The following is a 22098-nucleotide window of genomic DNA, read 5'->3' as shown; positions in this document are numbered from 1 at the left end:
GGTATAAATATATAAGAAAAAAGCATCAGAACAGCACACGTGGAAAGAAGAAAAGCTAAAATTAGTAATTGAGATTTGTATCCAAACACTAGCACAACAAGGGATATCAAAATTAGAACCTGAGAACCTATGCGAGATACAACTATCCCGTGTTCAAACGTAATAAGTGGACGCATTAAACCATCTATCTTCGAGCCAAATTCTCTTAAAATATCTTTCCAGCCATCAGGAGTAAAATCTTCTTTTCTCTTCGGGGTTCGCTCATTTCCCAAAAATAGGCATTCTTCATGGGCATCAATAAAATCATTCTTAAGCCGTGCTAATTTATCCTCTATCTTTTCTATAGATTCAAATCTCCACTGAACTGCTATCCCAAAAAAAACATTGTTGGCATCATTTTTGATATTAATGTTAAGGTAATCTCTGTCATATTGTTGTTTTAAAGGCCAAACAAAGAAACGCCAGCTTTCCCAGATTGGCGCGATAATCCCGCCGATAAGAAGCTGCCATGGTTTGCCTAAAGGCCACTGATATATCCGGCCCAAGAAACTTGCAGCAACTAAGTTAAGCGGAATAACTGACCTATCATGAGTAATTGGAGTCGGAGAAAAACCTCTATTTGATTTGGCAAATCTGAAAGTACTAATAAGACATGCAATGGATAATGCGGCGAAGATAAATAATACAAGCCACGGCGGGGCGAGTGCTGTAACAAAACCGGTTTCATTAGCCAAAACTGGAATTGCGGTTAAGAGCAATCCATAGCAGTGCGAAACAGAAGCTCCATTGCGCAACCTTGCGACACTTTCTATTGCAAAATCTCTTATTTGTTCCGGGGTTTTACCGTCGAGATAATCATTGCTACCAACATAACCTGCTTTATTGAAAGAATTCCAAAGCCTAAATGAAGTGTATAACTTACGTTCGGGGTTTGAAAGAAGCCAATATACATGTGCGGGAAAAAATCCCGGATGGCCTTGGTTTATTCTATCTACTATCCCCGGATTAAATTCATCCGCTGCTGAAAGTATAGCCGTAGTTCCAATATTATTAGAATCAAATATTGCCGGATGAATTAGCGAGTTAAATAATGGATCTTTTTTAATACGTGACATGATTATTGGCCAGCCTTCAGTAAAAACATTTCCGAAAACTAACGGCGAATGCCCGTTTATAAAAACATCAGATATTGTCATGTCCCCTAGCCAGCCAACACTACAATTATGAAATTGCATTGCCCTAAATTCATCGGCGTTAAATTTACTACAGTCATCTTGTGGCAAATATATTGCCCTGCCAACTCGAGCGATATCATTTTCTTGCAGATATATTGACCTGACGAATCCATCCACATTCTCTAATACAAATGGAGGGGAAGCTTCTTCATTATAAAACAAAAAGAGATTTCGCTTTGCTAACTCATTTCTCAGCTGAGGCAATGCTGCATTTTTCCATTTTCCAGAAATAGCTATAATCCCCAATACAGCTTCCGGAAAATGATTTACCACTGCTTGAATAAGATTTGCGATTTTTTCAACACTTATTGACGGTTGAGATAAATGAAAATCATCCAGGGAAATCCCAATCATAAATTCATTGTCAATACAATTTGACGACCAGGCACTTCTCAAATCAAGGACGCTGATCGCTGCTACTTGAGGGGTGACCATAGTTGAAGCATTTGTAGTAAGCGAATTTATTTTAAATCTCCGAATAATTTCATAAAGGTCGGTTCTTAAAAAAATCTCCCCTCCTATTATATGCCGCCTTGCATTAGTGGAATTCGGCATCTCGTCACAGAAAACCTTATCAATTTGTTCAATGGGTAGATTTATTTTTTGTTTTGGGCTGCAACTCAACATGCAATGCGGGCATTGCGCGGTACAACGAAGGCTCGCAACCAAATTAACATCTGGTTTCCAAGACTCTCCAAAAGGGCTAGAGATTGTTGTATGAGTATTTAAAATAACCTTGCGCCTGAACTCTTCCACTCTTTGTTGGAATCCATAATTTAGATCAAGTTCATCTTTTACAACATCTGGGCCGAATAGTTCTTTTACATGCTCAATCCCTAGTCCAAATTGACCTGTTTGCGCAAACTTAAAAATTCCAAAAGCATATAAAAATAACCCTGCAATAAAAACAAATACTAATACCTGTGGAAAAACAATACTAGCTTCATTAGCAAATACAGGCATTGTGGCTAAGAGCAATCCGGAACATTTTAATTTATTCTGAGAAACCTGTTTTTTAACGGTTTGGGCTTTTTCGTCTCGTAGCTTACCAATTGCTTCATCAAACGGGATTAATTTCTCCCTTAAATTTTCTTCAACCATATTGCCAAACCAACATATCAAGACAACACTTATGGGCCCTAACAAAAACATCCACCAAAAAGACAACTCAAAAAACAACAAAGCTATAACAACAAGCATTAATCCACTTACAGCTCTTAAGATTTCACTTTTATACTCATTCCAAACAGAACCAACGTGATCCTTGTTAACGATTGTATTTGATTGGGCATCAAAAGGATAATTTTTGTTTAATGTCCGCGCAAAAATAAAAAGTTTGTATATCTCTGTTGTTGGGCTTAAATCCAAACTAGAAACATATTTCACTTTAAATCTAACTCCCGGATAAGCGGCAATTAATCTTTGTACACTTTCCTCCTCAACCTCAACCTCGTACTTCAACCAGCTATCCGAATTCCTGCTCGTCTTAATATAAAGAGGAAGCACTCCATATATATCAAAATTCCTAGCAATCGCATAAAATGGCCCCATATTTCTTATTACTTCTTTTTCTCGCAGATTCTTTTGCAAATCCGATAATTCAGACTGGAATTTTTCTTCCGGAGCTATATCATTATTAAATCCCGCCTTAGGCTTTCTAGAGCAAAAATAATACCTTATGATAAATACAATTATGACTCCTATCACCGCTACCACAGTAAACCTATTACTAATAAGCGCCTCTTCTGCATCACAACCCGGACAGAAAAATAGGAACGAAAGCCCGGAAAGATAAATTTTCCCTCGCCAATTCTTAAATAAGCATTTAATAGTTGATAAAATTTTACTGCCTACAAAGTAGTACATTGAAATAATAACCACACCCACTAAATACTGCAGGCAATGGGTAAATTTACCGGAAGTAGGTATCTCATTATCCCAAAAATTCAAAGAATCATGTCCGTAGTAAGCCACACCTGTTTGTGGCGCTACATGCTCTTGTCCACAAAGCGGCGGCAAAATTACTTCCGCCCATAAAGAACCTAATACCCAAATCCCTGCGAAAAGCATAATCGCCAGATACTTCTTATCGTTAAATTTCTTATGAATAGACTCCGGTAATAAAAGCAAGATTGTGCTTATTATTCCTATCGGAGCAAAGATATGTTCAAACACCCTGCCAAAATCGGCAGAAATATGCTTAAAAAATAGTTGATTAATGATAATCAAAATTCCAGAAATGATAAACAAACCGATTAGAAATCGTAAATCAAATGAACTATCAGTTTTTATTTCTTGAGATTGAGTAGGATTATGCGGATTTTCATTAAAATCTTTGCGTAATTGCGAAACTTGCTCTCGCACTAAATCTCTTAGTTGCTCATTAGTCATCCGCCGAAATGGGCTACTTCCCTGCAGCACTTCTTCTTTATAGTATTCATTCAATAACCGATAGGTAATGTATAATTTTCTTTCGGGCTTAGAAAATAACCAATATATAAAAGAATAAATCTCTCCGGGCTTTCCTTGCATAATCTCTTGGGCTATCCCCGGTTCATATTCCTCAGCAAAATCTAAAACCCTATCAAAGGAATCATTAAGCCCTCTAAACAGGGGATCCTTATCAAACCTTCTTAAAGCACTTCCCCAGCTTTCGTTCAATAAATTCCCAAAAACCAACGGGCTGTGCTCTGGAAGCAATACATCAACTAAACTCATATCTCCACGAAAATCTATAAAGGGATCTTTCAAAAAAGATAAACCAAAGGGGTGCTTTGTATTATTTAATTCAAATTCTTCAAAATAATTATCGGGTAAAAATATTGCCCTGCCAATCCTCCCAATATTATTCTCCTGAAGATAAATTATCCTAAGTGGAAGATTATCTTTTTGTAGCAAGAAATCTCCTTGCTCTTCGCTAAAACTAAACCCAAAACCCCTTCTTGCAAATTCACTTCTTAACTGTGGATAAGCATTATCTTTCCATCTCCCCTTTAGGCTGATAAAATTTATTTCAAATTCAGGGGCACAATCTACAATCGCCTCAATTAAATTGGCAATTTTCTCTACCGTGACTGCACGTTGTGAAAGATGGATATCATCCAAAGAAACCAAGAATGTTAATTTTTTCTCAGAAGGATACTGCTCCATAATACTATTTCTATTTAACCCACCGCCAACCCAGGCAAGCTGATATTTATCAAATTTAAAGAAATCAGCGCGTTTAGGATGGACATATTTTGGCCGTCGAGATGATAGCCTCCTTAAGAAAGCTTGTCTTAACTCATTTATAAACTTAGCGGTTTTTTCTTTTGAAATACAGGTAGAAGCATTTGTTGTAATATGGGATACTGAATTAATTTCTATTATTTCTGCCAAATCTTTTCTTAAGGTAATCTCTCCTCCACCTAAATGGCCTATCGGATCAAAGATAAGAATTTCGCTTGTATCAAAAATACGGGTTATATTAGCCGCGCTCATTCTTTCTTTTTGCTTATAATCACAACTAAATAAACAATGGCTGCAGTAAGCATTGCATAAGAAAGATGGAACCACGTGCATTAGATGAGGAACCCACTCTAAAATTTCTTTAGCGCAATTATTCCCTTTTAAGAACTGCTCTCTTCGTAATTGTTCACAGGCTTGTTGAAAATCGTAATTTAAATCTAATTCATCCGTGACTACTCTTTCACCAAAAAGTTCTTTTACGCGTTTTAGTTTATTGGTAACTGGTTGGAATTGATTTCCTATTTGGGAGAATTTGAAAATACCAAAGCATGAGAAAATAATTGCAGCGAGAACGAATATTGTCGCCCACGGAGGAGCATGCGTATTTACAAAACCAGTTTCGTTTGCCAGTATCGGAATTGCAGTAAGCCATAATCCAAGACAATGTAAAGTAGCATCTGTTCTATCGGCATCCTTCCTTACGGTTTTGGTTAAATCATCATTTTCGCCTTTACCGCTTTTTGTTTTTTCTCGATATTCTCTTATTGCTTCTTCAAAAGCCAGCTGACCAATCTTATATAAAGTATGCCGATGGGTATGAGTTTTAATTAATTCAACTCTCCTTGTGTTAGTATTTTCTGCCAAATCAATATTATTAAGGAACCATTTCTCTAATCCCTCATCCATCATAAAAGCAATACCCTTCCAATAAATTTCATTATTTCCTGTTTCAAGGGCAATCTGTTGTTTATAATCATCTTTATCTTGGATTGGTTCAGACTTCGTTAAAAACCCTTTTGGCCCTGTTTGTCTTTTTTGCGTAGATAAAATTAGCCGGGCCTTGAAACTATAATCATCAACAGGCAAAACTAGTTTATAGCGGTTCCATAAACGTTCACGAGCATTATCATCATTTAATATAAACGCCAGCCTATTTGGGATAGATCCTGTAAAGCCCGTATCAACAAATACGATCTCCTGGTAATTAAGAGCACCTTGGTCATAAAGGTATTTTATAATCATATCATCAAACCCCTGCCAGTTAGGGTTGCTGCCAATATACCGATCAAGCATAGAACGAGAAATAACGACAGCGGAATAATGTGGGATTTTCCAACCGAATAAATCTTTTAATGCCTCTATAGCCGCATAGATATCATCGGCTCCGCGCCCTAAGAACAAAAACATTCTTTTTTCTGACACATCGTTATCTGATTTGAATTCATTCGCCAAGTTTTTGAAAAATAAAAATAATGGCCCTGCCTCCTTTTCAAACCAACGCTTATAAAAATCATGCAACACTATACGCAAAAATTCCTTCACCCCAAAAGAAAATCCAGAACTAGATTCAAGAATATCTCCAAGATATTTAAAACAAATACCAAATAGTATCTCCGGCATATTCAGATTATCTTTTCCTTCTTCAAATCCTTCTTTATACCTGCCATAGCACTCAAACAGGGCTCTAACCATTCTGTCCTTAAATGGTGCTACTAACGCTTCAAATTCCACCCCTTCAGGTATATACCCTTTTTTTGCATATATTTGCCTCAAGTGGTTTTCTACTCCCAAAAGCATTCTATTTATCCTCTGTATTTCATTTAATGCTTCATCTGAAGTCCTATCTAATTCAGAATTATGCAGCATCGCTGAAAGAATCACAGCATAAATATCACTCTGATAATATTGGAATTGACAAAAATGTGTCTTAACAAATACAACAGCATTATCAAATAAACTTTTGTCTTTATCCATCCTATTGCAGAAATCAACCATTGTTTTCATAATACATTCGGGATAAACTTTATTGCAACGCATTACAAGATCGCTCACAGCTTCTTTCGGGGCATGTAAAATTACCCGCATTTCATTCATAACTTGCCTTACAGCACAAACGAAATCATGATATTTGCTTAAAGTAAAGCTTGCTTCAAAATTAAATGCTGCTTGGCTGGCCTTGCAAAGTTCGAATAAAAGTTTAAGCCACGGCGGAAGCTCCCTATTTTCCGTATCGATATTAACAGTATATGTCCCCCCCGGTATATCACCAAGATATCCCGAAAGTAAATCCGCATTCAAGAATAGCTTGCCATCATAGACGGCTGCAAGCGCATGAAAACCCTCCGCGATACGTATTTCCGAAAAATTGTCCGAAACAAAAGTTGCCTCAGAAGGAAAAAGATACCTGATATTATTATAAAACTCAAGCTGATTAAACGTCTTTCTTTCAACACAATCAGCTGCCCGGGAGAAAACCGGAATAGCATCACTTACAGGATGAAACCCATTGTTATCTTGTAAAATATTAAAGTGTGGCAAAACTACTCTTCTTGAACGACGGATTAATTCCAAAATAAGATCTTCACACTTCACAGATCTAAAGTTACTAAACGGAGGCCCATTTGTACTTAAGAAGATAACCATTAAGTTAAAATCAATGTGATACCTCTCATATATCTCTTCTTCAAGTAAATCACACTTCTCTTCTGTAGAGGCCAAACTATAATTAGCATTAATTTCTTCCATCATAATCAAAATATCTTGGATAATAAAACCTTCTATTGTGTCTTGCAGGGAATTAAAATAATTCAAAAACTCCTGTAAGTCGTTTTCCTTGCCATTTAATGCACTATAACGCAACATAATATAGGTCTTTGCCCTCAACAGCTCCACAAGATCATCTTTCTTATAACCGCATTTTTCAATAATATCTTCGTAGACTATCCCTTTGTATTGCTTCTTTTCGCTAATTGCCTGATGCAATAGATCGATAAACTTACAGCATTTTTTTGTATCAAATGCCAACATCTGACTACAATCATCAAATAATGCTGCATCAATCTTTACGCCAATAAATTCTTCAATAATCTTAAGAAGTGGCTCACCGTAAAATCCCCGTATTTTACTCCAGCCGCTCATATACCAAAATATCGGCTGGCGATCATCAACAATGGAAGATAAATTAAACCGCCCACCGTTTAGTCGTTTAAAGGTCTCCAGAAGTTTTAAGAATTTATTATGTACATTTACCCAGAAAATCGTAAGGCCTTCTGGAACTTGCCCTTGATAACGAGTTGAAACTTCTTGTTTTATTTTTCCATCACAATAATTACCTTCATTTTTAAAACGCCGAGCAAGATAAGTTATATAGGTAAAACATTTCTCAAAATAGCTAAAACGGTCGCCTTCTTGGTGCTTACCAGTAGCATTGAGAATTAATTCAATCTCATAATCCACTAAGAATGCTGTAGATATATTACTTATGTAACAATTAGGTAAACCCTCATCATCCATTTCACTGCTAATAACTATATCAACGGCCAAGGTATCGGTTTGATATCCTTCCTTTAAGAAAGCCCCCGCAGCTCTCAACGCAAGTTTCTCTAGTTTTTGCGCAATTAACTGCTGCTTATCATCATTAAATTTGCTGCCATTATTATCATAGATACCCCTTAGGAAATCCTCTAAAAACATATGCGCAACCGTCTTTTTAATACCAATAAAGAAACTACTCAACCTAACTGTCCGGGAATCAACCGATACACCTTTATCAACCGAATTAACCACTATCATCCGCACTTCATTTTGCAAATCCTTTAATTCTGAAGGGCTCCTGCCATCTAATGCCATATACCTAGGGTCTGGATAAAATCGATCTTGTAAAATAACTGGTACTGGCTTAATATAACGCTCGATTAAAACCTGCCGTCTTGCTCGCGCCAAGAATTCAGCAATAAAAGAAACCCCCGGCCCTTGCATATTTTCTACCAAAGCAATGTTTTTCATCCCGGCATTTTTATCAGCCTCCAGGCAAATCTTCGTATGGCCATTCTCTATTAAGATACATAAAAGATCAGCAATTCTGTCTTTTATGGTTAAATTATCATATTCATAAGGCAAAGCCTCTAAAATCTCAACTACCGGCAATCCATATTTCTTAAGCAATCTATTCTGGATGGTTTTATCATTATTTAAAGATAGAGTGTTTGGTAATGGTATTACGACTACTCCGGAACTCACTAGTTTGGAATAAAGGCGTTCGCTAAATGGTTCAATTATTGCGTGTAAATCTAACATAAGATCAAAATCTGCAGAATATAACTCTGAATTCTCTATAACCAGCCCGCTTTTAATATAAGCTTTTGATCCTCCCCCTTTTATTGCCATAAATTTTAAATCATTTTCATCAACAATAATAAACCTGATATCATTACCAATTCGAGGAAGTATCTGGTTTATGTATTTAAAGAAAACCGCATTACCTTCCCGAGAGAATCGGTAATTGAACAAAGCTATATTTACTTTATCTTCCTTAACAGAAAATATTCGTTTGCCTTTAAAAGCCACTCCCCGTTTTTCAAGAGATTTAATCATGTTTTCCTTATCCCTGTGATTAAATCTTGATTTTTCAGCACCAAATTCACCCTCCCTAACCGCATTAGTATCAGCAAATTCAAAACTAGAACATATAAACATAACCGCCATCAATGCCAATGCAAATACAAAGAAGCAATTAATCTGCAGGTATATTAAAACATAAATAAAAATTGGCAGCATAAGCAAAGGAGAACAGAAGCACGTAGCTGGTTTATTTTCTTTTACAGTTTTCTGCCAATTATTTTCGATAACATTTACCACTTCAGGATAGTTTCTTTGCGAGGTTTTTTGAAGGATTTGAATCTCTAAAATATCAAGATTAGATAGCCTCTTGCAGAAATCTTCTGAAAGATATCCTGCTTCGTGCGACTTCTGGATTTCGTCTATCAACTCACTACGAGTAAGTTTCCTGGTATTCTTAGAATCAACTAATCTTAAAAATACTACTGATCCAATTTCTACAAATCTTTCTAAAGCATAAACTCTAGGCCATTTTAATTCGCCATTAAAACCCCTGAAGCGTAAATGTTTAAAAGATTCTGGGAGTGCTGGGGTAATGCCAGCGATAAGCCTATTACCTACAAAAAATCCTTGAGGCGCGTCATCCGCTCCGAACAACCAATGGCTATCACTTTTCTGCTGCCCATCTTTATTAAAACCCAATAACAACGATGAAACCAATGATTTTCCCGTAGCTCTCATCCCAAAAATCAATAATCCTTTACCACTATAACGGTCAAGAAGAAGATTCCCGTGTAAAGGACGATGATCAAAATCCTTTAACACTGATAATGCCAAAACAGCGTCCATATCTTTGCAGTTATCGGCCTGCGTAATTTTTTCCTGCCAATACCGTTTTTTACTTTTGCTCTTAGCAATAAGGAGATATTCTTCTACGGAAACAGCATATTTATGTAATGATTCTGCATATTTTAAAATCTTACTAAAATCGTGCTGTATCGGATAGAATTGTTCTCTTGATTGGGAAAATTTAAAAATACTAAGATATAAGAAGCAGGTTAAGGCGAGGACGAGTATAAAAACATACGGCGGGGCGAGTGCCATCACGCTGCCCGGTTCAAGATTGGCCAAAACCGGGATTGCGGCAAACATCACCCCAAAACAGCCTAATACAGGATTATTCTCTTTATCTATAGTAACAGCATGCCTGATACGCGAAAGAACTTCATTCAATCTATTCCTCTCTTCAATCTCTAGTTCCGGCTTAGCTAAAAGTTCTAGTGCGACTTTAATTGTTTTTTTGCTACTACTGCTACTGATTTGATCAAATTGTGCAAGATATTTATTATTATCGGGTTTGTTTTTCTTTCTATATATTTCAAAGCTAACATCTTCTAAGCAAGCCTTTGTTAATCGTCTTATCATTCTAGAAGGTAATTTGCCTAAAGCATCCAAAACCCGATTAAGATAAAATCCGATATCTTTGGAAAATATTCCTTTAGGTAAACCGATCTTTTTAATCCGATCTAGCAAATCATAAAACTCCGGGCCCAAAAACCCACTCGCCCTATATTCTTTATTAACATCAACACCATTTATTTTCCAAAACATATAGATCTTATAAATCGCTATTAAAAAATACTGTGGTTGTGAATGCCCAAATCCATACATTAAATTAACAACATTAGCAGGATTAAGTAGTGGAAAGTTTTCGTCACGCGCAGACGCTTCTTCTAGAACAGTTACCAAAGCGTAAAAAGGATCTCCTTCTCTCATAAGCTCATTCATGCGCTCGTGTATATCAAGGCCGAGCGCAAGATAATGATAATATAGCTTAAGATAACTACTTTGATATTGCACTGGATAGCCAAGAAATTGTAATTTATGCCCCAGAGGACAATCGTTTAACTCTCCATAAATTACTAATCTTTCCCTGGTTCTAATAAATGCTGGTAGAATCACGCCATTGCTATTTTGCAATTCCTCCTGAAAAATTGCTCCTGCCCACAACGCGTGAATACTATTCAGGCTAAAAATATTCCATCTAATCATACGGCACGTAAAAAATGGCCCGTGGCTAAGCTCAATATCTGCTAAAATACTATCGAAACATTTCCACAGCTCTGAATGAAGTTTTACCCCATAGGCAAGACACATCTTACCGAATTTATCTGGATAAGTAATTATATATGCTTCAGGCTTGCCTCCATTATCCCGATATTTTCTCAGAATAAACCTATTGTCTTTAGGGCGAAAATTAAATTCACTAGAATTATTGCTCTTTACCAACACAAATGAATCCAACGCAGGAAGCATTAACTCAAATGTTTCAAATCTTTTTACCTTTTCGGGTAAACTAAATCTTCTATGCTTCCTAAATAATCTCAAAGGCCTAGCTACTTTTACCTGAGGAACAAATGAGACACTCTTAAATTCACTTTTTATCCTAGTTTCATATGACGCCATAATTTTTTCCAAATTAGCGCGTAAAACACAATCTAAAGTTTTTGTTGACCACGGCAATTCACTAAATCCCCGATAATATTGCCTAAATAATTCCTCCTTGGATTCTAGAACTACAACATCGCCATTATATGATTCGCCTAAAATGGCCTGCGGAAGAGGGTCAAGAATGTACTCTGATTCGAGAAGCTTTACTGCATAATAGTCATCCAATGTTACTATTCTTGCTCTAATTCCTGCCATAAAAAGAATTTGCAATAAAACTAAAGAATGCATAAACGAGCCGCTGTCATAGCCATTTTTCGCCTTGTAATCAGCTAAGATTTCCCGAGTAACTAAAAGTGCTTTCTTATATTTGGAATAATCCGGAACATTCCCATGTGTTTGGGCGAAGTTAAAGTTACTAAAGTATAAAATAACTGCGGCAAGAATAAATATCAACAGCCACGGCGGAGCGAGTGCCATCACACTACCCGGTTCAATATTCCCCAAAACCGGGATTGCGGCAAACATTACCCCCCAGCAACCTAAATCATTTCTTTTTGCTTCCATAGGGACAGTTTTGGTTTCAGTTTGAATGAAACGCAATTTATTTACCATCTGCGCTGGAAAAAACTCAAGATTCAATTCACAACCAGCGGTAAACTTAGCTCTCCCTCCAGCGATTTGGAATCTATTGCTATTCTGCCACTTCACCTTTAAAGGCAGCAGCTTATCAATCTTTAAATTACCGGAAGCACGGCTCTCCATTGCGATCTTTACTGCTTCAACTTTTTCCTGATCTGGAATTTCATCTTTTGCAACAAACAACATTTCCCGTGGAAGGATAACCATGCCTTCGGTACTTAAAAAATACACTAAACAATCATCGTTTATTTCAATGCTAAGCGCATTTGCAAATTTTACTATAGGCCTTCTTATTGCTTTAAACTGAAGTATAACCTGATTAAGCCCTTTGTTAACACTTCTCCTGTCAATTTTGGCTAAATGTAAGATAAAATCCCAGATATAATATGCGTCTTTTGACTTTATCCCTGCGAGAGAAATAATAACTTCAAAAGGATACTTCTGGAATATTTCCTCAACTAGAGATTCTGCTTTCTTCTTTATCTTATAATTTTTACTTAGAAGGCCTCTTGATAAAATATTAATTACCTCCTGCGGGCGCTCTTTCAAGATTGCCATCAAAAAATATTCATATTTATACGAATCTCGCAAAATCCGTTCTGCTAGCAACAATCTGCTTAAATCAGTTACCTCTGCTGGCGTCAATTCCCCATTCGATCTTTTTATCAATAAATCCAGTATCCTTGGATTGCTACCAGGAACTGATTCTTGGGAAGAACCCACCATTGTTTCGGCAAAATTAAAGTTACTAAAGTATAAAATAACTGCGTAAAGAATAAATATCAACAGCCACGGCGGGTTGAGTGCCGGGGCAAAATCCTTCATTGCTAAAACAGGGATTACTGACAACAACAGGCCATGACAATGCAGGCAAGTAATTTTACTATTTCCCGGAACCTGATTAATAGATAAGAAATAATCTATTAATAATCCCATAAATAACATTTCCCGAGATAAACCAAAATCGTGTTTTATTAATTCCGGATTAAAAGAGAATAATCTAAATATTGGGCTTCCTGGAAGAGTATTGAGCTTCGCTACAGAATTATGGTGTATTTGCTTAAGTACTTCCCAAACAAAATATCGCTCGCCAAATTGATTTCTTAAATGCGCATAAAAATTCCCGGCCTGAGATATTAATTCAGGGGTAATCTCAGCCCTTCTTAGAAGAATACGGTTTATAATCTTTTCAAAATTTCCCATTTCTCTATGCGCAACATAGTCATATAATTGCGTTGAGCCTTCGCTAACTGCACCTTTAGCATAATCTATTGGCATATTTTGTTCATTAAAATAATATGCTAAATCTCTACTTAGTAACATCTGGATATCCGGGCACTCATGTTGAAGCATTTCAGATAAACGCTTCCCCAATGCAGCTATATCTTCCAAGTTACTAGCTACTCTGGCTTTCCTTATCGGAATACCATTAATTGAAAGATGATAAAAATCTTTTGAGAGGTTCCTAACCCATTCATTAGATAGTAATGATAATAGCTCATCTGGCGTAAGGTTATTATTTTTTAACAAGTATTTCTCAATCTTCGAAGCATCTGTTTCTGGATTAAAATTTTTCTCCGATAGAATCGCCATCGGCATACTGAATTCAAGAAGTTTCCGTAATAATTCACTTTCATCAATAGCATGCTCGGGACTGGTAGAAATATTAAAAGCAAAAATATCAATATTGTCTTTGACTCCTGCATGATTCAAGTAATCATTTATGCAGATTCTCCGCATCGGCCAACCACCGGCAGATAAAATAAAACCTAATTCACTAATAATCGCATCAAACTGTTCATGTGAATCTGCCTTAACTGCCAAAGCCAAATCTAAATCGCTATGATTTCGTATTGCCACCCTTCCAGGAGCCATGCCGCTTACGACATAAAGAACATACCCATTAATCTTTTTTGCATCCAGGACTCGGCATATCCGGTTAATTTCTTCTAGTTTACTTACCTGTTCATATATTAATTCCTTCTCATGGCTATTAAAAACTCTTCCTTCTTTCTCACCTTCGCTTATAGCCATTCCTAAAGAAACCGGCATATTATTCATAATAACTCCGGAGATATTTTTTCGAATTCCCGGATAAAATCCCCCCATTGTTTCGGCAAAGTTAAAGTTAATAAAGTACAAAATAACTGCGGCAAGAATAAATATTATCAGCAAGGGCGGGGAGAGTGCCGGCATAAAGTCCTTCATCGCTAAAAGCGGTGCTATAGTAAGCACAACAAAACAATGTAAATTACCATTGTTTCTTTTATCTTTATTCTTCTTCATCAGGATATTTTGTAATTCCTCCGCTGCTCTTGTTCGTTCTCCCAACAATACCAGCAATCCTAATTTTATTAATATCCATACGCCTCGAGGGCCTTCTATTCCGAGTTTTTTGAATACTCCTTCTGCATACGCAATATATTCACAAACAATGGTAAAATATCCCAAATAAGACCAAAAAGCCGCTACTATCGCGGTTAAAGCCAGAAAATTATATGTATGAGGAAATAGTTGATAACTCGATAGGAAAATAATAGAGAGAAAAACAACTATAATCTTATTATATTTCCGCCAATGCCTATCAATAGTCCTAGCTTCTTCTTCGGTAAGTGCTTCTCTATGGTATAGTATCTTAAAAATATGTACGCTGGCGATAAAACAAACAATCAAAAGTCCGGCCATGAGAACATAATCAAATAGACCAACCAAATGAACCGGCGGCGCAAGAGCAGGCATAAAATCATGCATCGCCAAAAGCGGTATTGCTACAAAAAATACACCAGAGCAGCTCAGAATAAAGCCTTTTCCAGAGGACACTTTCCCGATTGGCTCGGAAACAGTTTCTGTCTTGGAGGAAGGAATATTCTTAATTTTAAACTTATCTTGTCTTAACAGTTCTTCCGCCTTAGCAAGATAGCCGTTTTCCCTTAAAGAAGAAATGGCTCTTTCGTAGGCATCGCCGTTGACTACCCCTGTACACTCATAGCCATCACAATCTTCATCATATGGAGAAATGTCTATCTCGCCCCATTTATCTGTCAACGCAATATATTGAAAAGGAAAATCTTCTCCCTGGCGAAACATCCCGCCAAGCTCTGCCTTTTGACTCAATAATCTTAACAAATAAATAAGCATCGCAGCGTTCTGTAAACATATTTGGAATCTAAAACTTCTAACAATAGATTTTATTGCATTAATATCTACTTCAATCCTATGACCGTTTTCCTCTATAATATTAGGGAGCTCTGATTTCTGAACAGACCTTTCTTCTGTTTTGGCGAAGTTAAAATTAATACTAAAACATAAGAATACAGCTGTAGCGAAAACAAAAATTAACATCCATGGTGTGGATAGCGCTTTAACAAAGTCCATCTCATTGGCTACTATTGGAATTACAGCTGCTAATAGGCTAGAACAACTTAATCCGGGGTCATCGTTCCTATCGCTTCCGCGTATTCCGAAATCTTCAAACTTATATAGGTTCTGATGAGCAATTCCTAAAGCATACACTGTGCCTTTTTGAGGAATCCAGCTTGCTTCAAACCTTCCACGACATGTCCTCCCATACCAATTCCGTGAAGATGCGACAATTATTTCAGGAACATGGGATCTTACAGGACGAAGTGGTGAATCATCAGCAAAAGCTTGACGCCCAGTCAACACCTCCTCATCCTCTGTTTCTGTGATTATTTCAATCCCTCTTTCATAAGCCCGTAGAGTTAGAATAATGCTTTTCTCTCCTCCTTTTAAAAGATACCTGAGGATTGCAAAGGCTCCGGCAACTACTGCTTCTGCATCTGAAACGTCTTCAGAAAGCAACTCAACTTTACTATTTAATCCTGCCAGCTTGCATTTCTCTAGGATTATATTAGTCAATGCCTCAAAACAAGAACGGCTTTTTATCTCATAAGCAGACTCATCCACAACTCTTCCATATAGGTCGGGTAAAACGAACTTAAAAATACTGGCTTTATGCGTTAAAGGCGTATTCTCATTTAATAACAAAGGCTTGTTTTCAATAATTAAATCATAGGGCGGCATAACTGGAAAACATTTCTCCCCTTCATAAATACCTTGGGTATGTATAAAATCAAACGGGTACCCATTTCTCCGGATACATCTTATTCTCTGAAGCTCTGGGTCAGGCTTAATAAACAATCTGACGATTGGCAAAGGCAGGTTTTCGTGCTTAAGGAAAAAAGATACGTATACTCCTGCAATAATAACAAGTTTATTCTTTGCAGTATATTCAGTATACATTTCTAAGAACCGACGATAGTCAAAATAACGATAGAAATCACTGCTTTCTTGCAACACATATACACTTCCATCGCTTGTCATCCATCCTCGATCACTTCCAACCTGTACAGGCACTGGCAGAAATATATCTGTATCAATAACAGCGATCTCCTCCGGTTTAAATGCTCCCATACCACGCTGATTAATTAACTCACTTAACCAGTTTTTGCCTGTTGCGGATTCTCCCTCAATTGTCATTACGGCTTTACCTGAAGCTCCTTTTTCCTGGAAGACTTTTTCAATTTGAGTCAATACAACAGGAACTACTCCCCCTGCTCCAATCCAAACCTTATTTAAATCAGCTCCACTCTCTTTGAGAGCCGTGATAGTTGTTAGGCTTTTTTGTTTAGAGAAGAACGCAAAATAACATCCGAAGAAAAATAAAACAAATAAAATTGTCAGCGGCGTATTCGTCAAAACAGGCATCGCCCCTGCCAGCAATAAACCTGAGCAATGTAAAACAGAATCTCCTGCTTTTTTGCTGTATTGCTGTGGCACTTCAACGGGTATTTTTTCTTTTTCTTCAGAAAGTATCGTTGTAAACACAGTTAATTCCTTAATTGTCCTTATAAGCTTTTCTTTTTCGCCAGATGGTAGGCGAGTTTTTATCTTTTCAGAAAAAATCCTGAGACTATCTGCATTACTATTTAAAATATTATAGGCACTAAGGAATTCTTTTCTCCATGACAATACGTACTTTCTCCTTATAGGCTCCCAATTCTTACCTTTAGCAAATACCTCAACATCTCTAATGAGATTTTTAAAGATTTTCCTACCTCGTTGCAGCTCAGAAAATATGTGCATTGCTTCTTGATATGTTATATTCTGCTCTTTTTTCCTTATGTAACTGATAACATCTTGATAAGGCTCTAAAAATCCCATAATACCGCTTTTGCCTTCGGCAACACTTCTTTCAATAACACCCACGAGCTCTGTTAAAGCATTTACTATCTTCATTTCCTCATCAGAATCACTTACCACTGCTTCTGCCCATTCTTTTTTTGCCTGTTGCTGAGCTTCTCGTGCCTGTATTATCGGCCTTTCTTTTTCCATTTCTTCTTCATGAATGAGAATGTCTTTTACAAGTTTGAATGTTGCGACAGGACATAGAAAATCAAATAATAATGTTCTAGTGGCTGTTTGTGCGCCTTCAAGTTCTACCAAACTAACAAACATCTTACCCTCACCATTAGAATTAGCTTTATAGATATTGCCATAGCTATATAAATCTGAATTCGCACACTGATATACAACAAACAAACCTTCTATTCCAAAAGTTGCAACAATATCTTCAAATAGGGCCTGTTGCATTTTTGAAGTAACAAGGCCTTCGATACAACTAAACACGATACTAATCCCAAAATCACCGGGCCGGCTTCTCCTATTTATTAAAACATTTATTTCTCCGATAAGCTTTACGATTTGCCTTCTTTCCCAGTCATCTTTAGTGAATTGGCTGGCGATTGATATAGCACTATGAGCGGCATCTGAAGAAAATCCTCTCATTGGTTGAGCAAAATTAGAAACACTATTAAGGTATAGAAAACCAACTACGGTAAGAATAATGATACTAATCCAAGAAGGATCCAATGCCATCATAGGTATTGCGCCTGCCAATAGCAGTCCGGAGCAATGTAAACTATACCGGTTTTGTGCCGGCAAAAGGCGCAATTCACGCAAATCTCCCACATCCTCCTTATAGACCATATTTGAATATGAGCCTCCTCCGTTATAAATGCAATCAAATAAAACCCCATGCCGCTTCATAAACCGGGAAATTATCCCTAATCTCTGGGCAACACATAAGTCTTCCCAATTCCTGGCAAATAAATGATGGGTACTCTCATGGCAAAAGATACAACGTTTTTTAGGCTCAGGGTAATTCTCAAGCAAAGAAGGATTATAAGCTGAAATAACTATTCTTCGATTATGCAAGGGAGTTAACGCAATGCCACATACAGGAGCTGAATTTTGTAAATTTCTCAAAATAATAAAATTGCTATTTAATTGAAGCCATCCACGGGATAATTGATGCATAAGAATATCACTGGAAGATACCCATGGATATATTTGTTCTTGGTTAGTGCCATAACTTACATACGGCTCAATTCTATCTTCTGATTTATAACACTTATCAAAATCAAAACTAAAAAGATAATCTCCTCTTTCAATTCCTTCTACCATCCTTGCCGCTAACTCGGATAAAACCCGGATCATCGCCTCGTATGTATAATCTCCTTTTGCGCGCAATAAATTTGTGATCCATTCGTAAGGACGGAGCGTTTTACTTTGCGAAGTTTGCTGCAGGCTGCCTCCTTTTAAGAATTTATTTTTCCAATCCAACACCTTCTCATAACCAATGATCGGCTCAAGTAAAGCAGGTATTCGTTCAAAAGTCCTCCCTCTCTTAGGATTAATATCGGCAAAAAGAATATCTACAACATGTATATAGATTCGGTATATCCTGCTATTTACATACTCAATAAGAAGAATTATTAATTCTTCTTTTGATCTGCCATTGTGCACCAGGTTTAAAAGATACATTTCTCCCCTGTTTGGAATGAATATCCTGTGTGCTGATTGTAACCAGAGAGGCAAAACAGATGTTTTTTCTAAAGCTTTTACGTATTTATATGGAGTCATCATCCGGCAGGCTCGTCTGACTAAATTAGACCTGGCAGCCTCCCCAAGCTTAAAAGCATTCGCAATCAGCTTAGTAGCATGTAGATCACAGCCAGCTGGCGGGATAAAAGCAGAATGGTCAACAATCGGTAAACGCGGAGTACTTAAAATTACTATTGCCTTCGCACACTCAATATAATTTAGAGAGATTTCTCCCAACCCGCCAAACTTACCTTCCATTTTCTCGGTATTAATGTTAAAGCTGAATTCATATCCTTCCCAGGGCAAAGCTTCAATGGTAGATTCATTACCTAAATCAACATTCTTTGTTATTAACGTAAACCGATCGCCTTTTCTTGTAAGATTAAACACAATATTTCCTATGGTATAAACCAGCCTACTTCTGTCGGACAGCAAAATATTTACCCCATATGGCTCTGTAAATGCCCAGATATAATTTAATTTCTGCCCCGGGATTAGCTCAGGTTTTTCTTTTAATTCGAATATATCGTATTGCAACTCTCCGGTTAAAACTGCCTTGTTCATCACAATGTTTTCAATGTGAAGCGCTGCCTTATGTACTTCCTGCCCGGGACCATTTCGTAAAATACCCGCAGCAGTTTCATGCGCTGCCTTTCCTTGGCCTATCAGGCTTTTAAGAATAAAAATACTATACTTTTTATCATGCTCATGTATATGGGCTTGCGGCGGGAATTCGTATGCCGGGGCTTCTATTGTAAAGTACTCAACCGGTTTATCCAATTTTTCATCTAATATTTTCTCGGCAGCTTGCTGCTCTTTTGTATTCGTATCGATTTCTTGGCTAGTGGCAGGCCTTATTTTATCAGCTAAGCCCTGAAGCAACTCATCAATTAGAAAATGGTTAAGTTCTCCCCTAGCAGAGTGATCCTTTATTTTGGCCGGCTGATGGAGAGATTCTGCTTCTGCTAATTTATTTGCAGCTTGACGGACAGAATTCCCATATTTAAATTGCATCAGGATATTACGCAAATACGTAAATGTCGCTTCGCAGTATTGCTTTAGTATTTTTTGGGTATTGATAAGAGCTGTCTGTATATCTCCCGATGATTGCAATAATTCACGTTGAAAAATTGCCCCTGCCCATACAGAAGCTATCTCTTCAAAGCTGTATGGATGAAAATAATTATCTCTCGTTAATTTTTTATCCGATTTAAACACTTCTAAGTCTGCTAATACCTGTTTTACAACTTCTCTACTTGGGCTTGGGACAGTGCGTATTGAATAACGTAAACACACGACTCCATCCACATCTGGATAAGTAATTATATAGGCTGTTTCATTGCCTTTATCATCATAGTATCTTCTTGCGATAAATTTGCTATCTTTAGGGATAAAATTAAACCTTTTATCGTAAGATCTTAATGCCCTATCATCAGGCCTGACAAATCTCCTGCCACCCAGAAGAATTAAAGGATCCTGTGCTTCCAATTCTATACTTTGTTCTTCAATCAAAACTCCGGAGTTTGTCTTTATAAGGTTAGCAAAAGCTGGCTGGAGACGTTCGGAACAAAACTTCAATATATCTTCTAACCTATTAGAGAAAGGTAAATCTCCGACCAAACTACTTCTATCATGCGGCACAATTTCCAACTTCGGCTCATCCTCAAACTGCATAATCCCTGAATCGCCCATAACCCCGGAAGGATCAATAATGCAAGGCGCATCTTCAACCTTTATAACAAAATGATTGTTTAAAACAGCTAACCTTACTGGTATGCATAACCCAATAAGTATATGCAGTAAAACTAAAGCCCGCATTTTTTCGCCTGAATCATAATCATTTCTTTGTTTATAATCAGACAATGCTTGAGTGGTGAGTGAAAGTGCTTTGGGTATGACTTTTTCTCTGATTGCGGGATTAATAATAAATCTCATGCCGTGTGTTGGCAGAATATTTAATCCTAAACTAATTACCAGAATAATCCCAATAATAATTAGTAAAATTACCGATGAATGAGTGGCTTGTAACGGAACAAACGCCAAAAACCCAGCAAAGGCGAAACGGTCCGATAAGTATTTCTTTCTTGGTGCAGATACACGTTCAGGCTTTGACTTGGGATGATGATATTCCCCATCTGGCCCTAAATACAATCCTCCTGCCCGAGCAAGCTTGATTGCGCCTATTAAAGACATCAGAAATACTGGGCTTATTCCTGGGTCAACTCCATCATTTACAACAGAAACTGTTTTCTTATTTCGATCTTGATCTTCTCTGAGTCTGGCAAAAATACTTATTTTACGCTCATGATCAACTACTAATGTTGGCTTCTGAGGTTCCTTTATCTCTGTTTTAACATGCTCAACCCTCTCTTCCCTTGGTTTTTCTACCCTTTCTTTTGTAAGTCTGGGTTTCTGAGGTTCAGCTGGCTTTTCTATTCTTTCTTTTACAGGATCTTTTATGGGCTTGGGTTTTCTTACTATAGGAGTTCTTGGCGCGGGTTTCTTTCGTATTCCTGAACCGTGAAAAACTACAGGAATTTGACATGCCAAATTTAATACTCTACTTAAACTATAATGCCTCTGCCGTTTAGCAATCCCGGGAACAATCGGGTGGCGAGTTTTGGAATCAACTGGAAATGTATGTGGTAATTTAATCGTAGTATCTTCCAAATTATCCTCAACTCTTACTTTAACGTCAAATTCTACGGAGTTTTCGGTTTCACGCGCAATCAAAACAACAATCTTGCCTAAATTAAGTCCGTCCAAATAGGTAAAATAAGCCTCTAAACCATCGTATAACACTCCTCCGAGAGACAGCCAAACTTGAGAACGCCTTACTTCTTTTTCCTTCGGATAAACCATGCCCATCTTTTTTATTCTGGATGAACTCTCATAAAAAATATGCCCCTGTCTTGCTGCTTCCTTAGAGATATTAAAGTAACTTGGTTTTTCTGTACCGACAGGATGCCCCTGATCATCAAGATCTAAATAAGCCAATAACTTCCCAGATTCCAATCTCATGCCTTCCCTTTTTCTAACTTCAAGCCGTTGTTGTTGGGCTATACCTTGAAATATAATTACG

Annotated in this window: 1 protein-coding gene; it reads right to left on the bottom strand. The window is 37.2% G+C overall.

What is annotated here, in order from left to right:
- Nucleotides 1-22037: hypothetical protein (locus PHO70_08195; GenBank protein ID MDD5432943.1), on the bottom strand; the 22037-nt coding region annotated here is incomplete at its 3' end.
- Nucleotides 22038-22098 lie beyond the last annotated feature (61 nt).

This window comes from Candidatus Omnitrophota bacterium, from assembly GCA_028715415.1.
In the GTDB taxonomy this organism is placed as follows: Bacteria; Omnitrophota; Gorgyraeia; order Gygaellales; family Profunditerraquicolaceae; genus JAQURX01.
Note: the sequence above shows the minus strand (reverse complement) of the source record. Positions and strands in the feature narration are given on the sequence as shown.